Origin of the sequence: Actinoplanes couchii, from assembly GCF_016862075.1 — a bacterium.
Lineage (GTDB): Bacteria > Actinomycetota > Actinomycetes > Mycobacteriales > Micromonosporaceae > Actinoplanes > Actinoplanes couchii.
In genome coordinates, this window is the sequence record NZ_BOMG01000032.1 from 150,552 (window position 1) to 171,057 (window position 20,506).

Here is a 20,506-nt window from a genome sequence, read left to right on the forward strand (position 1 = left end):
CCGGGAATTACCGGTGGCCGAAACTTGCCAACCGGTTCTACCGTCGGGGCATGCAGCCCGATCCGCGTACCGGTGCCGGATGGCAGCGGCAGCCGGAACCGCCGGTCACCTGGTGGTGGTTCCTCGTCCCACTGCTGACCTGTGGCCTGGGCACCGCGCCGATGGTGCTGACCGGTGCGATCAAACTGCGGTCCCAGCTGCACGGGATGCTCGCCGGCGGCTACTTCGCGGCGATCCTGGTCAACTGCGGGCTCTCCGCGGCGACCGGTGACGGCCCGGACAGCGCCGCGACAGCCGTGGTCAGCATCGCGTACATGATCGTCTGGATCATCGGGACGGTGCACGTCGCCTTCCTCGGCGCGCGGGTCCGCAACGAACACCTGATGCGCCACCCCCAACCGCGGGTGTACGGCACGGCGAGCCCTCGTACCGGACAGGTCCGCTACCCACCGCAGCGGTCCGCGCCGCCCCCGCTGTCCCACTACCCGCCGCCCCCGCCGCCCTGGCACCAGCCCGGCGTCGACCCGGCGCTCGCGCGCGCCCAGTGGCGGGCCGGCCGCCGTGAGGAAGCTCGCAAACTCCAGGCCGCCCAGCCGTCGATGGCCGCCGAGCTGATGATCGGACGACCCGACAAACCCGGCCGCCAGTACGACGACGGAGGCCTGGTCGACGTCAACCACGTGCCGGCCGACCATCTGGCCCGCCACCTGCACATCGACCGTCCACTGGCCGACCAGATCGTGGCCGCGCGGGAGCTGCAGAACGGGCTGTCCACCCCGGACGAACTGATCCTCTACTGCGACAACCTGACCCCGGAGAAACTGGCGACGTTCCGTGACCGGCTGATCTTCATCCCGCGCTGAGGACGCCGCTGACCTGCTGGTCCTGATACCAGCGGCGGTCGTGCTCCCGCATCCGGGCCAGAACACGGGCGGCGTGCCACAGATGCGGCCCGTCCGAGGGCGCGGCCCGCTCCCGGACCGCGTCCCGCCACGACCGCCGGGCCAGGATCACCCGGAACCGCCGGATCAGCCGGTCCCGCTCGCCGACGGTGCACCCGATCTCCTCCGGCGGGCACCCCAGCAGGAACTCACCGAGGTAGGCGGCCCGCATCCACCGATCGAGAGTCGGCGCCTTCCGCCCGAGATGCCGTGCGTAGGCGGCGAGAACCGCCCGGGCCGGCGGATACCCGGTCAACCCGGTCCCCATCCCACCGGCGAACGTCATCACGGTCAGCAACCGCCCGGTGTGATCGACAAGCGCCTCGTCCGGATCGGCGGCCGTGATCGCCTCGTGCAGATGGGCAAGGGTGGCGACCGTACCGGCGAAATAACCGTTGAGGTGGTCGCCGTCGCAGGCGTTCCTCAACAGCCAGTGCCGGGCCCGGCTAGGACGCTCGCAGAGAGCCTCGACGTAGTAGACACGACTCCAGCCGCCGCTCCGGTCGGCCAGCCAGATCAGCGGCTCGACGGCCTCCCGCCGGCGGCCGAGGGCGAACGCGACGAGCGGGGCGAGGCTGTCGCCCAGCAGACCGAGCGTCCGGATCAGGGGGATGTCGTCGGGGTGATGGTTCTCGGACAGCAGCGCCAGGCCGATGCGGGCCGCGCATTCGTGGGTGCTGTTGCGGAGCAGCCAGCGGCCGGCGTGGCGGGCCCGGTCGGGGTCCGTGCGCTGGATCGCGGCGGCCAGGTGCGGGTTGTGGCGGCTGGGTACCGCCACGTCGTGGAAAGCGTCGAGCAGGTCCTCGGGACGGTTGTCCGGCCGGGCGAAATGGTGTTCCAGCACGGCGGCCGCGGCCATCCCCTGCTGGTGCCGGGCGTCCGGGCCACGGGTCCGGCAGCGATGGACCCGCCGGTACTCCTGGATCAGGGCGCAGTGCGCATCCGGATCGTGGGGAGAGACGGGGCAGGCGGGGGAACCCGGCGAGTCGGGGTCGTGCGGGAACAGGCGCAGGGCGAAGGCGTGGAGGGTGCCCGGGGCACCGGCCGGCGCGGTCACCGGGTGTGGTGGTGCTCGATTCTCGAGATCATGACCGGATCATAGAGGTGATGTGAAAAACCGGCCACGCCGCGGCCCCGGCCGACCGTCACAGGCCTGCCTCGTAGTTGCCGCCGTCGGAGTCCGCGTAGTCGTGGCGGTCTCCGGGCTCTCGGAGGGTGTGGGCCGGATCCAGGCTCACCACGCCGTCCTCCTCTCTGGACTCGGAGAAGTACGAACCCGCTCCGATCAGGACCAGCACGGCCACCAGGCAGCCGAGGACGCCGGGCACGCCGCCCCAGTCGTAGCGGACGTCCTGGGTCAGGAACAGGGCTCCGGCGGCCACCGCGGTCAGGTAGACGGTCACGCCCACCAGGAGCTGATGATGCCGCCGGGCGCGGACCCACTCGGCGCTGGAGAGGCGGAGCGGAACGGATTCGCCGCAGGTGCCGCAGGTCGCCGAGGTGTCGACGATGCCGACTTCGGGGCGGTGCCCGGTGATCGGGTACAGATCGTAGGTGCCGTCGGCGGCGGTCCGATGCGCCAGCTGGAGCCTGGGCGTCGCGCCGACCGGAAGCGGGCGCAGTCTCATCTCTGCAGGTTATCGACGGTGGTGACGCCGGTCGATGGACCGAAGAGGTGCCCGCCGCCCGCGAACGGGCGGGCCTGGACAGAGAAGTGCCCGGCACCCCGGGAAGGGCGCCGGGCAACGGTGGTCAGACCGCGGACTTGGCGGAGATCGGGTGGGCCTCACCGCGGATCGGGTCGACCGCGTACATCCGGGCCTCGGTCAGGTCGAAGAACATGCCGCTCAGGCGGAGACGGCCGGCCGCCTCCGCGGCCCGCACCGTCGGATAGGTGCGCAGGTTGATCAGCTGCTGGTAGACGTTGTCGGTGCAGCAGCGTTCCTCGTCGCCGAGGTCGCCGAACCGGACCCCGGACTGGGCGAGCCATCCGGTGAGCGACGGGCCCAGAGACGAGCCGGTGGATCCGGCGGCGTCGTTCATCAGGGCCCGGACCGCGCCGCAGCCGGAGTGGCCGCAGACGGTGATCCGGTCGATGCCGAGGACGTCGACGGCGTATTCGATGGCCGCGCCGACGGACGTGTCGCCGGCGCCGTACGGCGGGACGATGTTGCCGATGTTGCGGACGCAGAACAGGTCGCCCGGCCCACTCGCGGTGATCATGTTGGGGACCAGCCGGGAGTCGGCGCAGGTGATGAAGAGCTGTTGCGGGCGCTGGCCGTCGCGGGCCAGGTCGGCCAGCTCCGGGCGGACCAGCGGGGCGACCGAGCGTTCGAACTCGGCGATGCCCGCCTCCATCGCGCCGCGGGCCTGCTGGTCCATGTTCTGCCAGCGGGACCACGAGCCGATCAGCCGCGGGGTGCGTTTGCCGTCGCCGAGCCGTCCGGCGGTGGCCTGGTGGAACCAGGAGTCGTGGACCTCCCGGATCCGGACCGAGCCGCCGGTCCGTTCGTACCCGGACTTCCAGTCCTTGATCGTCTCGAAGGCGCCGTGGTCGAGGTAGTCGAGGTGCAGTTCGACCTCGACGTGTGCCCCGGGCGGCAGGTTGCCGAGCTCCTTGCTGAGCCGGGCCGATTCGACGAACGACAGGGTGCCGCTGATGGTGACCAGCCAGTCGCCGGGCGCCTGTTCGACCAGGCGGATCTCGGAGCGGGTGAGCCGCCAGAGGATCATGATCGCCGCGGTGATCATGCCGAGGGCGACGCCGGTGAGCAGGTCGGTGAGGACGACTCCGGCCGCGGTGACCACGTAGGTGGGCAGTTCCCGGTGCCGGGTGTAGGTGCGGATCTGCGCCAGGCTGATCAGGCGCAGACCGACCACGATCAGGACGGCGGCCAGCACCCCCATCGGGATGGTCTCCATCAGACCGGCGAAGAGCAGCACGAACGCCGCGATCCAGACGCCGTGCAGGATCGCCGAGCCGCGGGTGCGCGCGCCGGCGGCGACGTTGGTGGAACTGCGCACGATCACGCCGGTGACCGGTAGGCCACCGAGCATGCCGGACACCGTGTTGGCGGCGCCCTGACCGATGAGTTCCCGGTTCAGGTTGGCGCGCGGGCCGTCGTGGAGCTTGTCGACCGCGACGGCGGAGAGCAGCGATTCGACGCTGGCGACGATCGCGATGGTCAGCACCGCGACGGTGATCTCGCGCATCGGCGCGTCCGGCCAGGTGGGCCGGATCAGCTCGGCGAGCGGTTCGTCGGGCAACTGGACCCGGGTGACGTCGGCGCCGATGGCCGTGGCCAGCGCCGTCATCGACACCACCGCGACCAGGGCGGCGGGTAGCAGGGAGGCCTTGACCAGGCGGGGCCAGAAGATCAGGATGGCGACCGTGCCGAGGCCGAGCAGGGTGGTCACGCTGTGATGGCCGGCGATCTGGCCGGGCAGGTCGAGCATGTTGCGCCAGGCGGAGCTCTGTGGCGCTCCGCCGAGCATCACGTGGACCTGGCTGAGTGCGATGACCAGCCCGATCCCGGCGAGCATGCCGTGCACGACGGCTGGTGAGAGGGCTAGGGCGGCCCGGCCGAGCCGGGACACGCCGAGGGCGATCTGGACCAGGCCGGCGACGGCGACGATGGCCGCCGTGCCGGCGAAACCGAAGTCGGCGACGGTCCCCGCGACGATCACGGTGAGACCGGCAGCGGGCCCGCTGACCTGTAGCGGGGCTCCGCCGAGGGCACCCGCCACGATGCCGCCGACGACGGCGGCGACGAGGCCCGCGAGTAAGGGCGCTCCCGATGCCGCGGCGATGCCGAGCGACAACGGGATGGCGATCAGGAACACGACGATGGACGCCGGCAAGTCCCGGCGCAAAAACTGCGTCAAGTCGGACATGTCGGTAATTTACCTGAAGCGAGTTAACGGGTCATTACGTAACCACTCCTTACCGTTGAGGCACAAAAAAGGCGGTCGCGCGGCAGAATGCCGCACGACCGCGCAATCAGAGGAAAAGGCGGGTCAGGCCTTCCACATCTCCTGGTTGGCCTCGTAGATCTCCCGAAGGATCGCCGGTACGTCGTACGTCAGCTTCCAATCCGGGAAGTGCTCCTCGAATCGCCGGGTTCCGCTGATCCACCACTGGTGGTCGCCGGCCCGGTTCTCCTCGACGTACTCGGTGCGCGCCTCGAGCCCGGTGATCTCTTCGGCGATCTTGAACGCCTCGATGTGCGAGCAGTTCGAGAACCGGCCGCCACCCATGTTGTAGACCTCGGCCACCCGCGGCGCCTTGTGGAAGGCCCCGAACGCGGTGATCAGGTCGTGCGAGTGGATGGCGTCGCGCACCATCTTCCCCTTGTACCCGAAGATCCGGTACGTCCGTTGCTCCATCACGCAGCGCATCACGTACGCCAGGAAGCCGTGCAACTCCGCCGCCGAGTGACCCGGACCGGTCAGCGTGCCACCCCGGAACACCGCGGTCGGCATGCCGAAGTACCGCCCGTACTCCTGGACCATGATGTCGGCCGCCACCTTCGAGGCGCCGAAGACCGAGTGCATGCTGCTGTCGATCGTCATCGTCTCGTCGATGCCGCCGTAGTACTGGTGGTCCTCGGGCAGCTCCCAGCGGGTCTCCTGCTCGACCAGCGGCAACGAGTTCGGGGTGTCGCCGTAGACCTTGTTGGTCGAGGTGAAGATGAACGGCGCCTCGATCGCGTGCCGGCGGGTCGCCTCCAGCATGTTGATCGTGCCGACCGCGTTGACGTCGAAATCGGTGAACGGCTCGCGGGCGGCCCAGTCGTGGCTCGGCTGCGCGGCGGCGTGGATCACCAGGCCGACGTTCGACCCCAGGCCGGTGAAGAGCTTGTCCAGACCGTCCCGGTCCCGGATGTCGATGCTGTGGTGCGTGTACCGGTCGCCGACCTCTTTGACCAGGCGCTGCAGGTTCCACTGGGTGGACCCGTCGGCACCGAAGAAGTAGCCACGCATGTCGTTGTCGACACCGACCACGTCCATGCCCAGCCCGGCGAAGTGGCGGACCGCCTCCGAGCCGATCAGACCGGCCGAACCGGTGATTACGACGACGCTACTCATTAGGACCTCCGGTTTCGGGCGTCACCGGGCGAGAGTACCGGTGAGCTGGTGCAGTCTGACCGTCCGGGCGGCTGTGTCGTGATCGTCATGCTTGACAGTGGCACGAAATGGGCACGTCACGGGTTCGCTACATCCGATGGGGAAGCTCCGACCAAAACACCGGATTGCTGACCAGTTGCAAGGGCGGTCTCGATGACGGAGTCACTTCAGGCAGAACAGCACCGGAGCCCGCAGGGTTCCGCGCTGACCCTCGGCGTGGAGGAGGAACTGCACGTCGTGGATCTCGGCACGCGGGAACTCGTACCGCGCGCCCCGGAGATCCTGGACCGCCTGGACGCGGCGCACTTCTCCGCGGAGCTGCACCGATCGGTGGTGGAGACGAACACCCCGGTCGCCGCCACACTCGACGATCTGCGCGAGGGCGTGGCCGGGCGCCGGCGCGAGGCGATCCGGGTGGCCGAGTCGCTCGGGCTGGGCCTGGTCGCGGCCGGCACCGTCCCGCTGGTCGACCTGGACGCGCTGCCGGTCACCCCGACCTCGCGCTACCAGCGGATGCTGCACGAGTACCAGATGCTGGTCAAGGAGCAGCTGATCTGTGGCACCCAGGTGCACGTCGGGCTGCCGGACCGGGACGAGGCGGTGTCGGTGGCGCAGCGGGTCGCGCCGGTCCTGCCGGTGCTGCTGGCCCTCTCCACCAGCTCGCCCTACTGGATGGGTGAGGACTCCGGGTACGCCAGCGTCCGCTCGCTGGTCTGGACCCGCTGGCCGACCGCCGGCGACAGCGGCCCGCTGCACTCGGCCGAGGAATACGACGCCCTGGTCAGCGACCTGATCTCGTCCGGGACGATCAGCGACCCGAAGATGGTCTACTTCGACGTCCGGCCGTCCGCGCACGTGCCCACGGTGGAGCTGCGGGTCACCGACGCCAGCCCGGACACCGAGACGGTGGTGCTGCTCGCCGGGATCTTCCGGGCCCTGGTGCTGCGGGCCCGGGGTGAGCACCGGTCCGGGCTCGCCCTGCCCCGGTCCCGCCCGCCGCTGCACCGGGCCGCGATGTGGCGGGCCGCCCGGTCCGGGATGGAGGGTGACCTGCTCGACCTGCCGCGCTCGCCGGTTCCGGTGCCGGCCGCCGTCGCGGTCGAGCGCCTGGTCGGTGAGCTCCGGCCGTACCTGGAGGAACTCGGCGACTGGGACCAGGTCTTCGACCTGACGCTGCGGGCGCTGAGCCGGGGCAGTTCGGCGGCCCGGCAACGGCGTGCGCTGGGCCGCCGGGGCCGGCTCTCCGACGTGGTGGACATGCTGGTGGCGGAGACCCGGGGCGGTGTGATCGAGACCGACCCGGCCGGGGTGCCCGCGCCGGCGCTGATCGAGGCGTACTCCGCCGACGGGGACGAGGCCTTCCCCGAGGGGCGGGTGGATCCGGCGTACACCGGCATCCTTCCGGTTCTGACCTCGCTCGGCGCGACCGGGCTGCGGCAGCGCGAGGACGCGAAGGACGACGAGCAGCGGGCGCGGGGCATCACGTTCAGCGTCGCCGGTGAGGCGGCGACCCGACTGTTCCCGTTCGACCTGGTGCCCCGCGTCGTGCCCGGAAAAGACTGGAGCGAACTGCGCAAAGGCCTGGTCCAGCGGGTACGGGCACTCAACGCGTTCCTCGGTGACGTCTACGGCGACCGCCAGGTGGTGGCCGACGGGATCATCCCGGAATGGGTGATCGACGGCTCGCCCGAACTCCGGGCCAGCGGGGCGCTGATCAGCCGGGCCTGTATTCGTACCCAAGTGGCAGGTGTTGACCTCGTCAGGGACGGCGACGGCAAGTGGTGCGTCCTGGAGGACAACCTGCGGGTGCCGTCCGGGATCGCGTACGCCATGCAGAACCGCCGTCTCACCTGGAGCGTCCTGCCCGAGCTGCCCCGCCCGGCCGGCCTGATCTCGGTCGAGGAGACGCCGAAACTGCTGAAGAGGGCGCTGCTGGAGGCGGCCGGCCCGGCGGCCGGTGACGACCCGGCGCTGGTGGTGCTGAGCCAGGGTCCGGACGACTCGGCCTGGTTCGAGCACAAGATGCTGGCCGAGGCGATGGAGGTGCCCGTCGTCCGCAGCACCGAACTGTTCGTCGACGAGGGCCGGGTGTGGCGCCTGCGGGACGGCCACCGGCACCGGGTCGACGTGATCTACCTGCGGATGGGCGAGGACAGCCTGGTGCACTCGCCGGGCGCGGACGGCATGCCGCTGGGCCCGAGCCTGGTGGCGGCCCTGCACGCGGACACCGTGGTGCTGGCCAACGCGCTGGGCAACGGCATCGCCGACGACAAGGCGGTCTACGCCTACGTCCCCCGCCTGATCGAGTACTACCTGAACGAGAAGCCGCTGCTGGCCGACGTCCGCACCTACCTGTGCGGGATCCCGGAGCAGCGGGCCGAAGTGTTGAGCCGCCTCGGCGAGCTGGTCTGCAAGCCGGTCGACGGCTACGGCGGCGACCGGATCGTGATCGGCCCGCACGCCAGCCGCGACGAGCTGGAGGCGCTGCGCCGGCAGATCCGGACCACGCCGCACCGCTGGGTGGCGCAGGAGGTGGTGAACCTGTCGACCCATCCGGTCTTCGACGGCCACCGGCTCGCCCCACGGCACGTGGACCTGCGGGCGTTCGTCTTCACCGGCACCGAGTCGGTGGTCGCCCCGGCCGCGCTGACCCGGGTCGCCCCGGCCGGCAGCATGATCGTCAACTCCTCACGGGGCGGCGGCTCGAAGGACACCTGGTTGCTCGGATAACGGGAGGTTTTACATGTGCGGGATCGCCGGCGAGATCTGTCACGGCGACCGGCGAGCGGATGCTTCCTCAGTGGAACGGATGCTGCCTCGTCTCGCGTCGCGGGGACCGGACGGTGACGGGTTGTGGGACGGTGGCCGGATCGTCTTCGGCCACCGTCGCCTGAAGATCATCGATCTGTCGGAGGCCGGCGCCCAGCCGATGACCGACGCCGAACTCCGGCTGACCGTGGTCTTCAACGGCTGCGTCTACAACTACCGGGAGTTGCGCGCCGAGCTGGAGGCGGCCGGTTACCGGTTCACGTCGACGTCGGACACCGAGGTCATCCTCAAGGCGTACCACCGCTGGGGCACCGACTGCGTGAACCGGTTCCTCGGGATGTTCGCCTTCGCGGTCGCCGAGCACGACACCGGCACCGTCGTGCTGGCCCGGGACCGGCTCGGGATCAAACCGCTCTACCTGGCCGAGTCGCCGGGGCGGCTGCGGTTCGCGTCGACGCTGCCGGCTCTGCTCGCGGCCGGTGGGGTGGACACCACCATCGACAAGGTGGCGCTGCACCACTACATGACGTTCCACTCGGTGGTGCCGGCGCCGCGGACCATCCTGTCCGGGGTGCGCAAACTGCCGCCGGCCACGGTCCGGGTCGTCCGGGCCGACGGCACGTCGACCGAGCGGGTCTACTGGGAGGCGACGTTCACCCGGCCCGGTGTCACGAACGAGAAGGACTGGACCGCGGCGGTACGGGAGAAGCTGCGCCAGGCCGTCGACCGGCGGATGGTCGCCGACGTGCCGGTCGGTGTGCTGCTCTCCGGCGGGCTGGACTCCAGCCTGATCGTGGCGATGCTGGCCGAGCGCGGGCAGAGCGGGCTGACCACGTTCAGCATCGGGTTCGAGTCCGGCGGCGGGGAGAGCGGGGACGAGTTCTTCTACTCGGATCTGATCGCCAGGAAGTTCGGCACCCGGCACCACCAGATCATGATCGGTCAGGACCGGTTCCTGCCCGCGGTGGCCCGCACCGTCGCCGCGATGAGCGAGCCGATGGTCAGCCACGACTGCATCGCGTTCAACCTGCTCAGCGAGGATGTGGCGGAACACGTCAAGGTGGTGCAGACCGGCCAGGGCGCGGACGAGATCTTCGCCGGTTACAGCTGGTACCCGCCGCTCGCCGGGGTTCCCCGCGAACGGGCCGCCGCGGCGTACGCGAGGGAGTTCTTCGACCGGCCGCACGACGTGCTGACCGGGCAGCTCAACCCGCAGTGGCTGCCCGACGGTGACGTCAGCAGCGAGTTCGTGGCGGCGAGTTTCGGCCGGCCCGGAGCGGACACCGCGGTCGACGCGGCACTGCGGCTGGACTCCCGGGTGATGCTCGTCGACGATCCGGTCAAACGGGTCGACAACATGACTATGGCGTGGGGGCTGGAGGCGCGCGTACCGTTCCTGGATCACGAGTTGGTGGAACTCGCCGCGACGTGCCCGCCGGACCTGAAACTGGCCCACGACGGCAAGGGGGTGCTCAAGGAGGCGGCCCGCGGGCTGGTGCCCGACGAGGTGATCGACCGGCCGAAGGGATACTTCCCGGTTCCCGGGATCCGGCACCTCGAAGGCCCGATGCTGGACCTGGTGCGGGACACCCTGCACGCGCCGGCCGCCCGGGACCGGGCCCTGTTCCGCCCGGAGTACGTCGAGGCCCTCCTCGCCGACCCGAACACCCCGCGCACCACCCTCGGTGCCAACCAGTTGTGGCAGATCGCGCTGCTGGAGATGTGGTTGCAGCAGTTGTAGACGAAGGGATCCTTGTGGAAGGTCAGCTCCATCGTGTCGACGTGACCGTGCTCCCCGCGGGGTTCAGCCGCATCGAGTCGGAGATAGCCGGCAACTGGTCGCCGAGCCTGTCCCCGGACGGGCGGCACATGGCGTACGTCTCCGACCGCGGCGGCTCACCGGCCGTCTGGGTGCAACCGGTCGGCAGCGAGCTGGCCTTCCGCGTCGACACCGGCCCGGAACCGGTGTCCGCGGTCCGCTGGTCCTCCGGGGGTGGCTGGCTGGCCTGCCAGATCGCCCCCGGCGGCGCGCCCCGGCAGGAGATCTGGCTGGTCCGGCCGGACGGCTCCGACCTGCACCGGGTCGCCGGGTTCGGCGCCGACACCGCGGACAACATGCGGTGGCTGCCCGGCCGGCCGGTGCTGGCCCTCACCGAGAACCTGACCAGCGCCGTCCTGATCGACGTGACGACCGGGGACCGGACGGTGGTCGCGGAGGGGCCGCTCCTCTCACTGTTGGACGTCGACCCGGCCGGGCGCTCCGCGCTGCTGCGGTACGGGCCCCGGGGCGCGCGTTCGATCGTCCTGCGGGACGTGGCCACCGGCGCCGAGAAGCCGGTGACCCGGGGCGAGCGCGCGGTGTTCAGTCCCGGCGGCGGTTGTGTCTACGCGCTCAGCCAGGACGGCGAGTTCCCGGTCCTGCTGCGGATCACCGGGGACGCGGTCGAGGTGCTGGCCTCCGGTGGTGAGGTCGAGGACTTCACGATCACCGCGGACGGGCGTACCGCCGCGGTGGTGTGGAACGTCCGGGGCGGCGAGTCCGAGGTCGCGCTGATCGGCCTGGACCACGACGGCGATCGCGCCCCGCACCCGGTCACCCCGCTGCCCGGCCTCGTCGTCGGCGAGCTGACCTGGAGTTTCGACGGGTCGGTGCTGGGTTTCACGGCCGAGGGCCCGGGGCAGCCACACGGTGTCTGGGTGTGCGAATCCGGTCAGATCCGCGCGGTGTCCGCGGAACCCGCGGCGGCCGGCGCGGTCCGGCCCCGGCTGCTGTCGTTCCCGGCGCACGACGGGCTCACCCTGACCGGCTGGCTGTTCGCCCCGGCCGGGCCCGGCCCGCACCCGGCGGTGGTGTGGCTGCACGGCGGCCCGGAGGCCCAGGAGCGCCCCGGTCACGGCCCGCTCTTCCAGTCCCTGGTGGACCGGGGCATCGCCGTCTTCGCCGCCAACGTGCGCGGCTCGTCCGGGTTCGGGCGCTCGTTCGTCGACGCCGACAACGTGGCGCTGCGGTACGGCGCGATCGAGGACGTCCGGACCTGCGCTGATCACCTTCGGTCGACCGGGATCGCCGGGCGGATCGGGGTGATGGGCCGCTCCTACGGCGGTTACCTCACGCTGGCCGCGCTGACCTGGCACCCGGACCTGTTCGACGTCGGCGTCGACATCTGCGGCATGTCCGACTTCGCCACGTTCTACCAGCACACCGAGCCGTGGATCGCGGCCGCCGCGGTCAGCAAGTACGGCCACCCGGACCACGACGCCGACCTGCTCCGCGACCTGTCCCCGATCCACCGGATCGACCGGCTGCGGGCGCCCCTGCTGGTGGTGCACGGCGAGAACGACAGCAACGTGCCGGTGATCGAGGCGACCCGGGTGGTGGAGGCCCTCGCCGCCCGGGACCACCCGCACCGCTACCTGCTCTTCCCGGGCGAGGGCCACGAGCTGCTGCACCGCACCGCCCGCGCGACGTTCCTGCGGGAGACCCTCGCCTGGCTGGAGACCCACCTGTGCGGGCTGGGACACACCCGGGAGTGAAATAGCAGGTCAGCAGGGGTGCAGTGAGCAGGCGCACGTTGCCGGTGGCCGCTGGTGAGGAGAAATGTAGGAGTCGCACATTACTGACTCCAGCGGAAGGCACCTCATGCGCCTGCGTCCCTGGGCGGTGTGGTCTGCCGGTCTGGCCGCCTACATCGTCGCCGTGCTGCACCGCAGTTCGATCGGGGTGGCCGGGCTCGACGCCCAGGAGCGCTTCGGGGTCGGTGCGGGTGCTCTGGCCTCGTTCGCGGTGCTGCAGCTGCTGGTCTACGCCGCGCTGCAGATCCCGGTCGGGCTGCTGCTCGACCGGTTCGGGTCGATGCGGCTGGTGGTCTCCGGCGCCCTGGTGATGGTGGCCGGGCAGACGCTGATGGCGTTCACCGACGGCATGGGCGGGGCGATCGCGGCCCGGGTGCTGGTCGGCGCCGGCGACGCGATGACGTTCATCAGCGTGCTGCGCCTGGTGCCGTTCTGGTTCCCGTCCCGGCAGGTGCCGCTGCTCAGCCAGGTGACCGGGATCGTCGGGCAGCTCGGGCAGGTGCTGTCCGCGGTGCCGCTGGCCATCGTGCTGGCCGGGCCGGGCTGGACACCCGCGTTCCTCGGCACCGCGGCCGCCGGGGTCCTCGTCGCGATCGTGGCGTTCGCCGCGCTGCGGGACACCCCGGAGCGCCGGATCAACAGCGGCGACGCGATGAGCTGGCAGCGGCTCGGCACCGACCTGGGCAGTTCGTGGCGGCACCCGGGCACCCGTCTGGGGCTGTGGGCGCACTTCACCACCCAGTTCACCGGCACCGTCTTCGCCCTGATGTGGGGTGTGCCGTTCCTGGTCGCCGGGGAGGGCCTGAGCCGCAGCACGGCCGGTGTCCTGCTGACCGTCTTCGTGCTCACCGGCATGACCGCCGGGCCGATCCTGGGGCTGCTGACCCAGCGGCACCCGCTGCGCCGGTCCTGGATGGTCCTCGGCATCGTGGCGATCAACATGACCGCCTGGGCGGCGGTGATCGCCTGGCCGGGCCGGGCCCCGCTGTGGCTGTTGGTGGCACTGGTGGTGGCGATCGGGCTGGGCGGCCCGGCGTCGATGATCGGTTTCGACTTCGCGCGCAGCTTCAACCCGCCGAGCCGGCTGGGCACCGCGACCGGGGTGGTGAACGTGGGCGGCTTCACCGCGTCCCTGGTCACCATCATGCTGATCGGCCTGATCCTGGACTACCGCACCGGCGGCGGTAACGACTATCACATCGACGACTTCCGGATCGCGATGTCGGTGCAGTTCGTGGTGGCCGCGGCCGGGGTGGTGGGGATCCTGCGCACCCGGGGCCAGACCCGGCGGCACGTCGCGGCCGAATCGGCGGGTTTAGCACCGGCCCACGAGGTAAAGGCTTCCTAGTCCACGCATCGAGAGCCGTTGAACGAGGGCTCACTGACGCAGGGAATCAGGAGGATATGTCTGAGCAGGCAGCGGGCCGTTTCTGGTCCGGAATCGACGTTCCCAAGACCGTCGCCGGCACTCTCGCGGCCGTCTCGGCAGCCGTGCTGGGCTCCTTCCTGGGAGTCGCCGGCACCATCATCGGGGCCGCGCTGGCGAGCTTGATCAGTTCGATCGGCACGGAGGTCTACCACCGGTCGATCAACCACGGCACCAAACGGCTCCAGTCGGCGTTCGTGATCGCCCCCGCCGCGGTGGGCACCCCATCGGTGGAGGCGGCAGCCGAGGAGAAGGTGGAGGCCGCGGCCGAGGAGAAGCCCGGGCGGCACTTCCAGTGGGACAACATCCATTGGAAGCGGGTCGCCCTGATCACCGGCGCGTTCTTCGTGCTCGGCATGGGTGTGCTGACCACTGCCGAACTGTTCGCCGGGCGCTCGGCGGCCGACGTGACGAGCGGCCGCGAGACCGGCAGCCCCACCATCGTGTTCGACCGGGCCAGCGAGAACAGCAACGACGAGAAGGCGCCGGCTGTGACGCCGTCCGAGTCTCCGGCCGAGCAGAAGACCGAGCCGACCGAGGCCCCGGAGACCGCCGAGACAGGTGTCCCGGCCACCACCGAGCCCAGCCCGGCACCCACCGAACCGGCCGTGACCACTCCGGCGGAGGAGCCGCTGGAGACCGGTGTCCCGGAGCAGGATCAGGAGCAGACCGAGGACGCCACCGGGGCAGTGAGCCAGGAGAGCGAGTGAGCATGGACGTCAGCGACATCCTGATCGACGGTTACGGCCGTCTGCCGGAGACCATCGAGGCAGCGGTCCGCGACCTCACCCCGGAACAGCTGCGCTGGGCGCCGAAACCGGGCGCCAACTCGATCGGCTGGCTGGTCTGGCACCTGACCCGGGTGCAGGACCACCACCTGACCGGGGTGATCGGCGGCGAGCAGATCTACGTGACCGGCGACTGGGGCCCGCGGTTCGGGTTGACCACCGATCCGGACGACACCGGGTATGGGCACACCCCCGAACAGGTCGCGGCTGTGGCGCCGGCGAGCTGGCAGACCCTGGTGGAGTACTACGGCGCGGTGCACGACCGTACCGGCAAATGGGTCGGCACCCTGACCGCCGCCGACCTGGACCGGATCGTCGACCGCGACTGGGATCCGCCGGTGACCCTCGGGGTGCGCCTGGTCAGCGTGCTGGACGACGACGCCCAGCACGCCGGACAGGCGGCCTATCTGCGCGGACTTCTCTAGAAGGACGCGGGTGCGGTGAAGGGCAGCCGGATCAGGAACCGGGTGTCGCCCGGCTGGGAGTGGACCTCGATGTCGCCGCCGTGCGTGTTGACCACGATGCGGTAGGAGATGTCGAGGCCCAGCCCGGTGCCCTCGCCCACCGGCTTGGTGGTGAAGAACGGCTCGAAGATGCGTTTGCGCACCTCGGGCGTGATCCCCGGCCCGCTGTCACCGACCGAGACGACGAGCTTGTCGTCCTCCTGGTAGGTGCGGATGGTGAGCGTCCCGGCGGCGTGCATGGCCTGGACCGCGTTGTCGATGATGTTGGTCCACACCTGGTTGAGTTCGGCCGGGTGCGCCGGGATCTCGGGCAGCGTGCGGTCGTAGTCCTTGACCACCCGCACCCCGTCGCCGATCTTGTGACCGAGCATGACCAGGGTGCTGTCCAGCCCGGTGTGCACGTCGATCCACTGGTGCGCGGAACGGTCCACGTGGGAGTACTGCTTCGCCGCGTGCACCAGGTTGGACACCCGGCCGGTGGCGTCCTCGATGTCGCTCATCAGCTGCTCGGTCTCCAGGGCGTAACCGATCCAGTGGATCGCCTGGTCCAGCAGTTCCGGGGAGGCCAGCCGGGTCTCCAGCTCGCTGAGGCAGTCGGTGTCGATGCCGCCCTGGGCGAAGACCGGCGCGATGTCCCAGCCCGCGGTGATCGACCGTTCCTCCATCCACTCGCCGAGCTCGTCCTCCAGGTCGGCGACCTGCATGGCGGTCATCACCGGCGCCTTGGCGGCCCGTTCGATGACTTCCTCCTGCAGTTCCAGGAGGGCGACGAGCCGATCCGGGGCGACCTTGCCGGCCGCGAGCTTGCCGAGTTTCATCCGCATCGCGGCGACCCGCTGGCGCAGCGCGCTGGTGGCCCGGGACGCCGCCGCGGCCGGGTTGTTCAGCTCGTGCATCAGCCCGGCGGAGAGCGCGCCGAGGGCGGACAGCCGCTGCCGTTCGCCGATCACCGCCTGGTTGTTGCGGATCCCGAGGGCGAGGCCTTCGAGCAGGTGGATCGCCATCGGGAACCAGTCGCGCATCAGCCCGCCGAAGTCCTCGGCGGAGACCACGAAGAACTCGGCGTCGGACAGCGCCCGCATCGACGCCATGTATTTGCGCGGCAGCCCCTCGTCGCGCAGGTACGCCTGGGTGGCGCCCATGTAGACGCCGCGCTGGTCGGTGCGGTTGGTGGTGACCTCGTCGTCGCCGACCCGGGTGGTCAGCGAGACCGCGCCGCTGAGCAGCACGAAGAACGACTCGGCCGGGTCGCCCTCGCGCACCACCAGGCCACCGGAGCCGACCCGCATGGTGCAGCCGTGCTCGGCCAGCCAGGTCAGCTGCTCACCGGTCAGTTTCTCGAACAGGAACAGGGTCTTCAGATCGTCCGGGGTGAGCCGGCCGGGCTCGCACGGCTCGATCACGATGGGCTCGACGGTCATTGCGCCTCCAGATAGCGGTGGACCAGCGCGACGGCCATCGCACCCTCACCGACCGCCGAGGCCACCCGTTTCACCGAGCTGGCCCGGACGTCGCCGGCCGCGAAGATGCCGGGGACACTGCTCTCCAGATAGAACGGATCCCGGTCCCGATCCCATCCCCGCGGGCGCTCCCCGTTCAGAAGAAGGTCGGTGCCGGTCCGGATGAAGCCCTTGTCGTCGCGGAGCAGGGTTTCGCCGAGCCAGTCGGTCCGCGGCTCGGCCCCGATGAAGACGAACAGGTAACCGCACTCGACGGTGGCCTTCGTGCCGTCCTTGCTGTCACAGATGGTGATCGCCTGCAGGTGGCCGTCGCCCTGCGCGCCGATCACCTCGCAGCGGGTCCGGACCTCGATGTTCGCCACCGCGGCCAGCTGCTGGATCAGGTAGTACGACATCGACGACTCCAGCGAGTCCCCACGGACCAGCAGAGTGACCCGGTTGGCGTACCGCGCGAAGAACAGCGCCGCCTGCCCGGCCGAGTTGGCGCCGCCCACGATGTAGACGTCGGTGCCGGAACAGGCCGGGCCCTCGGTGGCGGCCGAGCCGTAGAACACGCCCGAGCCGGTCAGCCCGGCCACCCCCTCGGCCAGCAGCGGCCGGTAGGAGACGCCGGTGGCCAGCAGGATCGCGTGCGCGGAGATCTCACCGCCGTCGGCGAACGTCAGGGTCCGGGCCGAACCGTCGGCCCGCAGCCCGACGACCTCCCGGGTGGTCAGCGTCTCGGCCGCGAACTTGTCGGCCTGCCGCCGGGCCCGGTCGGTGAGCTGCGCGCCGGAGATGCCGTCCGGGAAGCCCAGATAGTTCTCGATCCGGGAACTCTGGCCGGCCTGCCCGCCGACCGCCTGCCGCTCGATCAGCAGCGTCTTCAGGCCCTCCGACCCGCCGTAGACCGCGGCGCCCAGCCCGGCCGGGCCGCCGCCGACGATGACCAGGTCGTAGAAGTCCCGGTCCGGAACGGTGGAGAGCCCGGCCACCTCGGCGACCTGCTGCACCGTCGGATGCGGCAGGGCCCGGCCCTCGGCGGTCACCACCATCGGCACCGACTCCGGCCCGAAGCCGGCGGCCTCCAGCAGCCGGCGGCCCTCCGGCTCGTCGGCGCCGAAATACTTGTACGGCACCAGGTTGCGGGCCAGGAAGTCCCGGATCTGGAAGGACGGTTCGCTCCACCGGTGCCCGACCACCCGGATGCCGGGCAGTTCCTGGTCGCCGCCGGCCTGCCAGGCGTCGAGCAGCGCATCGAGCACCGGATAGAGCTTCTCCTCCGGCGGATCCCACGGCTTGAGCAGGTAGTGGTCGACGTCGACCACGTTGATCGCCTGGATCGCGGCGTCGGTGTCGGCGTAGGCGGTCAGCAGCGCCCGGCGAGCGTGCGGGAACAGGTCCATCGCCTGCTCCAGGAACTCGATGCCGTTCATCTGCGGCATCCGGTAGTCGGCGAGGATCACCGCCACCCGGTCGCCGCGCAGTTTCAGCTCGCGCAGCGCCTCCAGGGCTTCGTCGCCGGAGGACGCGCGGACGATCCGGTACCTGTCGGCGTAGCGTCGGCGCAGGTCGCGGGCGATGGCCCGGGAGACGGACGGGTCGTCGTCGACCGTGAGGATCGCGGCTTGGCCCATGTTCTGGTTCGTCCTTCAGCTCTGGGGGTTACGCTGGAGATAGTTCTGAATGTACGGACAAGTCGCTTTTATCTCGATGTCGCGGTCGCGGGCGTCGGCGAGAGCCGAGGCGGCCAGGCGGCTCGCCAGCCCCCGGCCGGAGAACGCCTGATCGACCTCGGTGTTCAACAGCTCGATCTGCCCGGCTCTCCGGACGTAGGCGAGATTGCCGACCGCCTCACCACCGAGCTGCACCTCGTAACGCTGCCGCTCGAAGTTGTCGACCACCACCGCATCGGACGGATCGTGCGCGACCGCCGACGCGCTGCCCTCCACCCGCAGCTTGCGCCGGGCCCGCTCGTAGAACGACGTGCGACCGAACCGGATCACCTTCGCGGCGGCCGGCACCGGGGTGATCTCCAGCCGGTAACCGGGCGTGGCATACCCCTCGATGATCCCGTCCACCTCGATAGCCAGCCGGCCGCTGGTCGGCAACACATCCAGGCTGAGCTGCTCGGACGTGTCCAGCACCAGGGACCTGTTGAACGACGAGTGGGCGGCCGCCGCGGACACGATCAGCGCCTCCACGTTCGGCGACACGATCGGGCCACCGGCCGAGAAGCTGTACGCCGTCGACCCGGTCGGCGTGGAGACGATCACCGCGTCGGCGGCATAGTTGACGAACCCGCTGCCCTCGACCCGGATCCCGACCGCGGCCAGCCCCTCCCCCGGCACCCGCACCAGCGCGACGTCGTTGAAGGCGGACACCTCACGCCCGTCCGGCAGCACCGTGCGCACCGCGGTCCGCGTCTCGACCTTGTAATCGTGCTCGTCGATCGCGGTCAGCGCCTCGTTGAGCGCCGGCAGATCCACCTCGGCGAGGAACCCCAGCCGGCCGACGTTGACCCCGAGCACCGGAGTCTCCCGCCCCTCGACCAGACGCATCGTGCGCAACATCGTGCCGTCGCCACCCAGGCTGACCAGCAGCCCGGCCCGATCCACCATCTCCGGCGCCTCGACCGCCTCGGCCGTGCACCCGCTGATCCGGCTCACCTCGTCGGGCAGCCCCAGCACGGTCACCCCACGCGCCTCGGCCCACCCGGTGATCGCCTCGATGGCGGCCCCGCAATCCCGCCGCGGATGCAGCACCAGCCCGACGACCTTGACCATACCCATGGATCCCAGCCTTGCATGCCGGGCCCGGTTTCGGCGACCACGTCAGAGCCACCCCGACAAACCACCCATATTGTACGTTCCAGGAGGTCCCCGCCAATTCCACGAGTCCCCTGGCGGCCACGCGAGGCCCGCCCCCCTCCAGACCGCCCGGCGACCGCCGGGCCGGACGCGGTGGTCACCGGCACTCGGGCGGCTCAGGCGCTCCGGGTGGCTGTTACCAGGAAGCGGTCGGGGACGTCCTCGTACGTCGTCAGCGTCCAGTTCGCGCCGGCCAGCAGCGGGCCGAGTCGTTCCGCGCTCAGCGGCTCACCCGGGCGCAGGGTCCGGCCGTGCTTGGCGGCCAACTGGGCCCGGCCGAGCGGCTGGAAGATCACCAGGGTTCCGCCGGGCCTGGTCACCCGGGCGAGTTCCCGCAGGCCGGCGACCGGATCGGGCAGGTGGTGGACCAGTCCGGCGGCGAAGACCACATCCGCGGCGCCGTCGGCGATCGGCAGACGACGGGCGTCGGCCAGCACCAGGTCGGCACAGTCACCCCGCCCGGCCGCACGGGCGGCGGCCAGCATGTCCGGCGTCAGGTCCAGCCCGAGCACCCGCCCACCGGGCCCGACGGCGGCGGACAGCGCCGGCAGGGCGCGGCCGGTGCCGCAGCCCACGTCCAGGACGACGTCGCCGGGGCGGACTCCGGCCAGGCGGACCGCCTCGCGGTAGCGGGGCATGTCGTCGCCGAAGCGGGTGTCCCACTCGGCGGCCCGGGCGGCGAAGAAGGCCTGGCTCTCGGCCCGGTACCAGCGTTCCACGTCGGCCAGGTCGGGGTGCAGGTGGCGGATCACCGGCCAGTCCGGATCGCGGTGGTCGATGACCACCTGGGCCCGGCCCTCGCCGTCGCCCTCGGCGAACCGGTGCCGGGGGCCGCCGCGGAGAAAGACCAGGATCTGGTCGGTGGCCGGCTCCAGGACGTTCAGCGCGGAGTCGAACATGCCGCCGCCGGGACCGATCAGACCCAGGACGGCGTCGACGTTCCAGGCGCGGGCGGCGGCCGGGAAGGCGGCGGCCAGCCGGGCGGCGAACGCGGCGGCGGCACCCGGATCGCCGCCGTCGACGATCACGGTGAGCGGGGCACGCGGCGCCAGGACCTCGGCGAGCAGTGCGGTGACTTCGGTGATGCGTTCCGGCACGAGCCCAGCATG

Annotated in this window: 15 protein-coding genes; 7 read left to right on the forward strand and 8 right to left on the reverse strand. The window is 71.0% G+C overall.

Translation table 11 applies throughout. The features are described from left to right. Positions 1–50 precede the first annotated feature (50 nt). Entirely contained in the window at positions 51–863 is an 813-nt protein-coding gene (locus Aco03nite_RS10185) for a ComEA family DNA-binding protein (RefSeq protein ID WP_203794597.1), read from the forward strand. On the opposite strand, the gene Aco03nite_RS10190 is transcribed toward Aco03nite_RS10185, so the two are convergent. From Aco03nite_RS10190 to Aco03nite_RS10205, 4 genes are all read right to left on the reverse strand, one after another. Beyond that, positions 850–1,998, reverse strand: coding sequence for a hypothetical protein (locus Aco03nite_RS10190; protein WP_203794598.1), 1,149 nt, complete (start codon positions 1,996–1,998; stop codon positions 850–852). The two genes, Aco03nite_RS10185 and Aco03nite_RS10190, sit on opposite strands and share 14 nt — an antisense overlap. Before the next feature lie 88 nt (positions 1,999–2,086). Next, a complete protein-coding gene (locus Aco03nite_RS10195; protein WP_203794600.1) occupies positions 2,087–2,569 on the reverse strand; it encodes a hypothetical protein in 483 nt (160 codons plus the stop codon). 124 nt (positions 2,570–2,693) lie between these two features. Continuing rightward, a complete protein-coding gene (locus Aco03nite_RS10200) occupies positions 2,694–4,835 on the reverse strand; it encodes a SulP family inorganic anion transporter (RefSeq protein WP_203794601.1) in 2,142 nt (713 codons plus the stop codon). A 123-nt stretch (positions 4,836–4,958) separates the two neighbouring features. Further along, positions 4,959–6,029: an NAD-dependent epimerase/dehydratase family protein gene (locus tag Aco03nite_RS10205; protein ID WP_203794603.1), complete on the reverse strand. Its 1,071-nt coding sequence runs from the start codon at positions 6,027–6,029 to the stop codon at positions 4,959–4,961. A 192-nt stretch (positions 6,030–6,221) separates the two neighbouring features. Here Aco03nite_RS10205 and Aco03nite_RS10210 point away from each other — a divergent pair, with 192 nt between their 5' ends. The 6 genes from Aco03nite_RS10210 to Aco03nite_RS10235 all read left to right on the forward strand — a co-directional run bounded on the left by Aco03nite_RS10210 (position 6,222) and on the right by Aco03nite_RS10235 (position 15,049). Further along, complete coding sequence (locus Aco03nite_RS10210) at positions 6,222–8,798, forward strand: carboxylate--amine ligase/circularly permuted type 2 ATP-grasp protein (RefSeq protein ID WP_203794605.1); 2,577 nt, start codon at positions 6,222–6,224, stop codon at positions 8,796–8,798. A gap of 13 nt (positions 8,799–8,811) precedes the next feature. Beyond that, entirely contained in the window at positions 8,812–10,578 is a 1,767-nt protein-coding gene (locus tag Aco03nite_RS10215) for an N-acetylglutaminylglutamine amidotransferase (RefSeq protein WP_203794607.1), read from the forward strand. 41 nt (positions 10,579–10,619) lie between these two features. After that, the gene (locus tag Aco03nite_RS10220; protein ID WP_239145042.1) at positions 10,620–12,371 is read left to right on the forward strand and encodes a S9 family peptidase; all 1,752 of its coding nucleotides are present in this window, start codon (positions 10,620–10,622) and stop codon (positions 12,369–12,371) included. A gap of 106 nt (positions 12,372–12,477) precedes the next feature. Continuing rightward, entirely contained in the window at positions 12,478–13,758 is a 1,281-nt protein-coding gene (locus Aco03nite_RS10225; protein ID WP_203794610.1) for an MFS transporter, read from the forward strand. A gap of 56 nt (positions 13,759–13,814) precedes the next feature. Beyond that, positions 13,815–14,546 (forward strand): hypothetical protein, encoded by a 732-nt coding sequence (locus Aco03nite_RS10230; protein ID WP_203794612.1) that lies wholly within the window; start codon positions 13,815–13,817, stop codon positions 14,544–14,546. Positions 14,547–14,548: 2 nt separating this feature from the next. Further along, the gene (locus Aco03nite_RS10235) at positions 14,549–15,049 is read left to right on the forward strand and encodes a mycothiol transferase (RefSeq protein ID WP_203794706.1); all 501 of its coding nucleotides are present in this window, start codon (positions 14,549–14,551) and stop codon (positions 15,047–15,049) included. Here the strand turns inward: Aco03nite_RS10235 and Aco03nite_RS10240 are convergent. The 4 genes from Aco03nite_RS10240 to Aco03nite_RS10255 all read right to left on the reverse strand — a co-directional run bounded on the left by Aco03nite_RS10240 (position 15,046) and on the right by Aco03nite_RS10255 (position 20,494). Next, positions 15,046–16,509 (reverse strand): ATP-binding protein, encoded by a 1,464-nt coding sequence (locus tag Aco03nite_RS10240; protein WP_203794614.1) that lies wholly within the window; start codon positions 16,507–16,509, stop codon positions 15,046–15,048. The genes Aco03nite_RS10235 and Aco03nite_RS10240 overlap by 4 nt on opposite strands. Then, complete coding sequence (locus tag Aco03nite_RS10245; RefSeq protein ID WP_203794616.1) at positions 16,506–18,164, reverse strand: NAD(P)/FAD-dependent oxidoreductase; 1,659 nt, start codon at positions 18,162–18,164, stop codon at positions 16,506–16,508. The genes Aco03nite_RS10240 and Aco03nite_RS10245 overlap by 4 nt, the downstream gene beginning before the upstream one ends. 15 nt (positions 18,165–18,179) lie before the next feature. Further along, positions 18,180–19,319, reverse strand: coding sequence for an NAD(+)/NADH kinase (locus Aco03nite_RS10250; RefSeq protein ID WP_203794618.1), 1,140 nt, complete (start codon positions 19,317–19,319; stop codon positions 18,180–18,182). A 194-nt stretch (positions 19,320–19,513) separates the two neighbouring features. Next, complete coding sequence (locus tag Aco03nite_RS10255; protein ID WP_203794620.1) at positions 19,514–20,494, reverse strand: class I SAM-dependent methyltransferase; 981 nt, start codon at positions 20,492–20,494, stop codon at positions 19,514–19,516. Between the last annotated feature and the right edge of the window lie 12 nt (positions 20,495–20,506).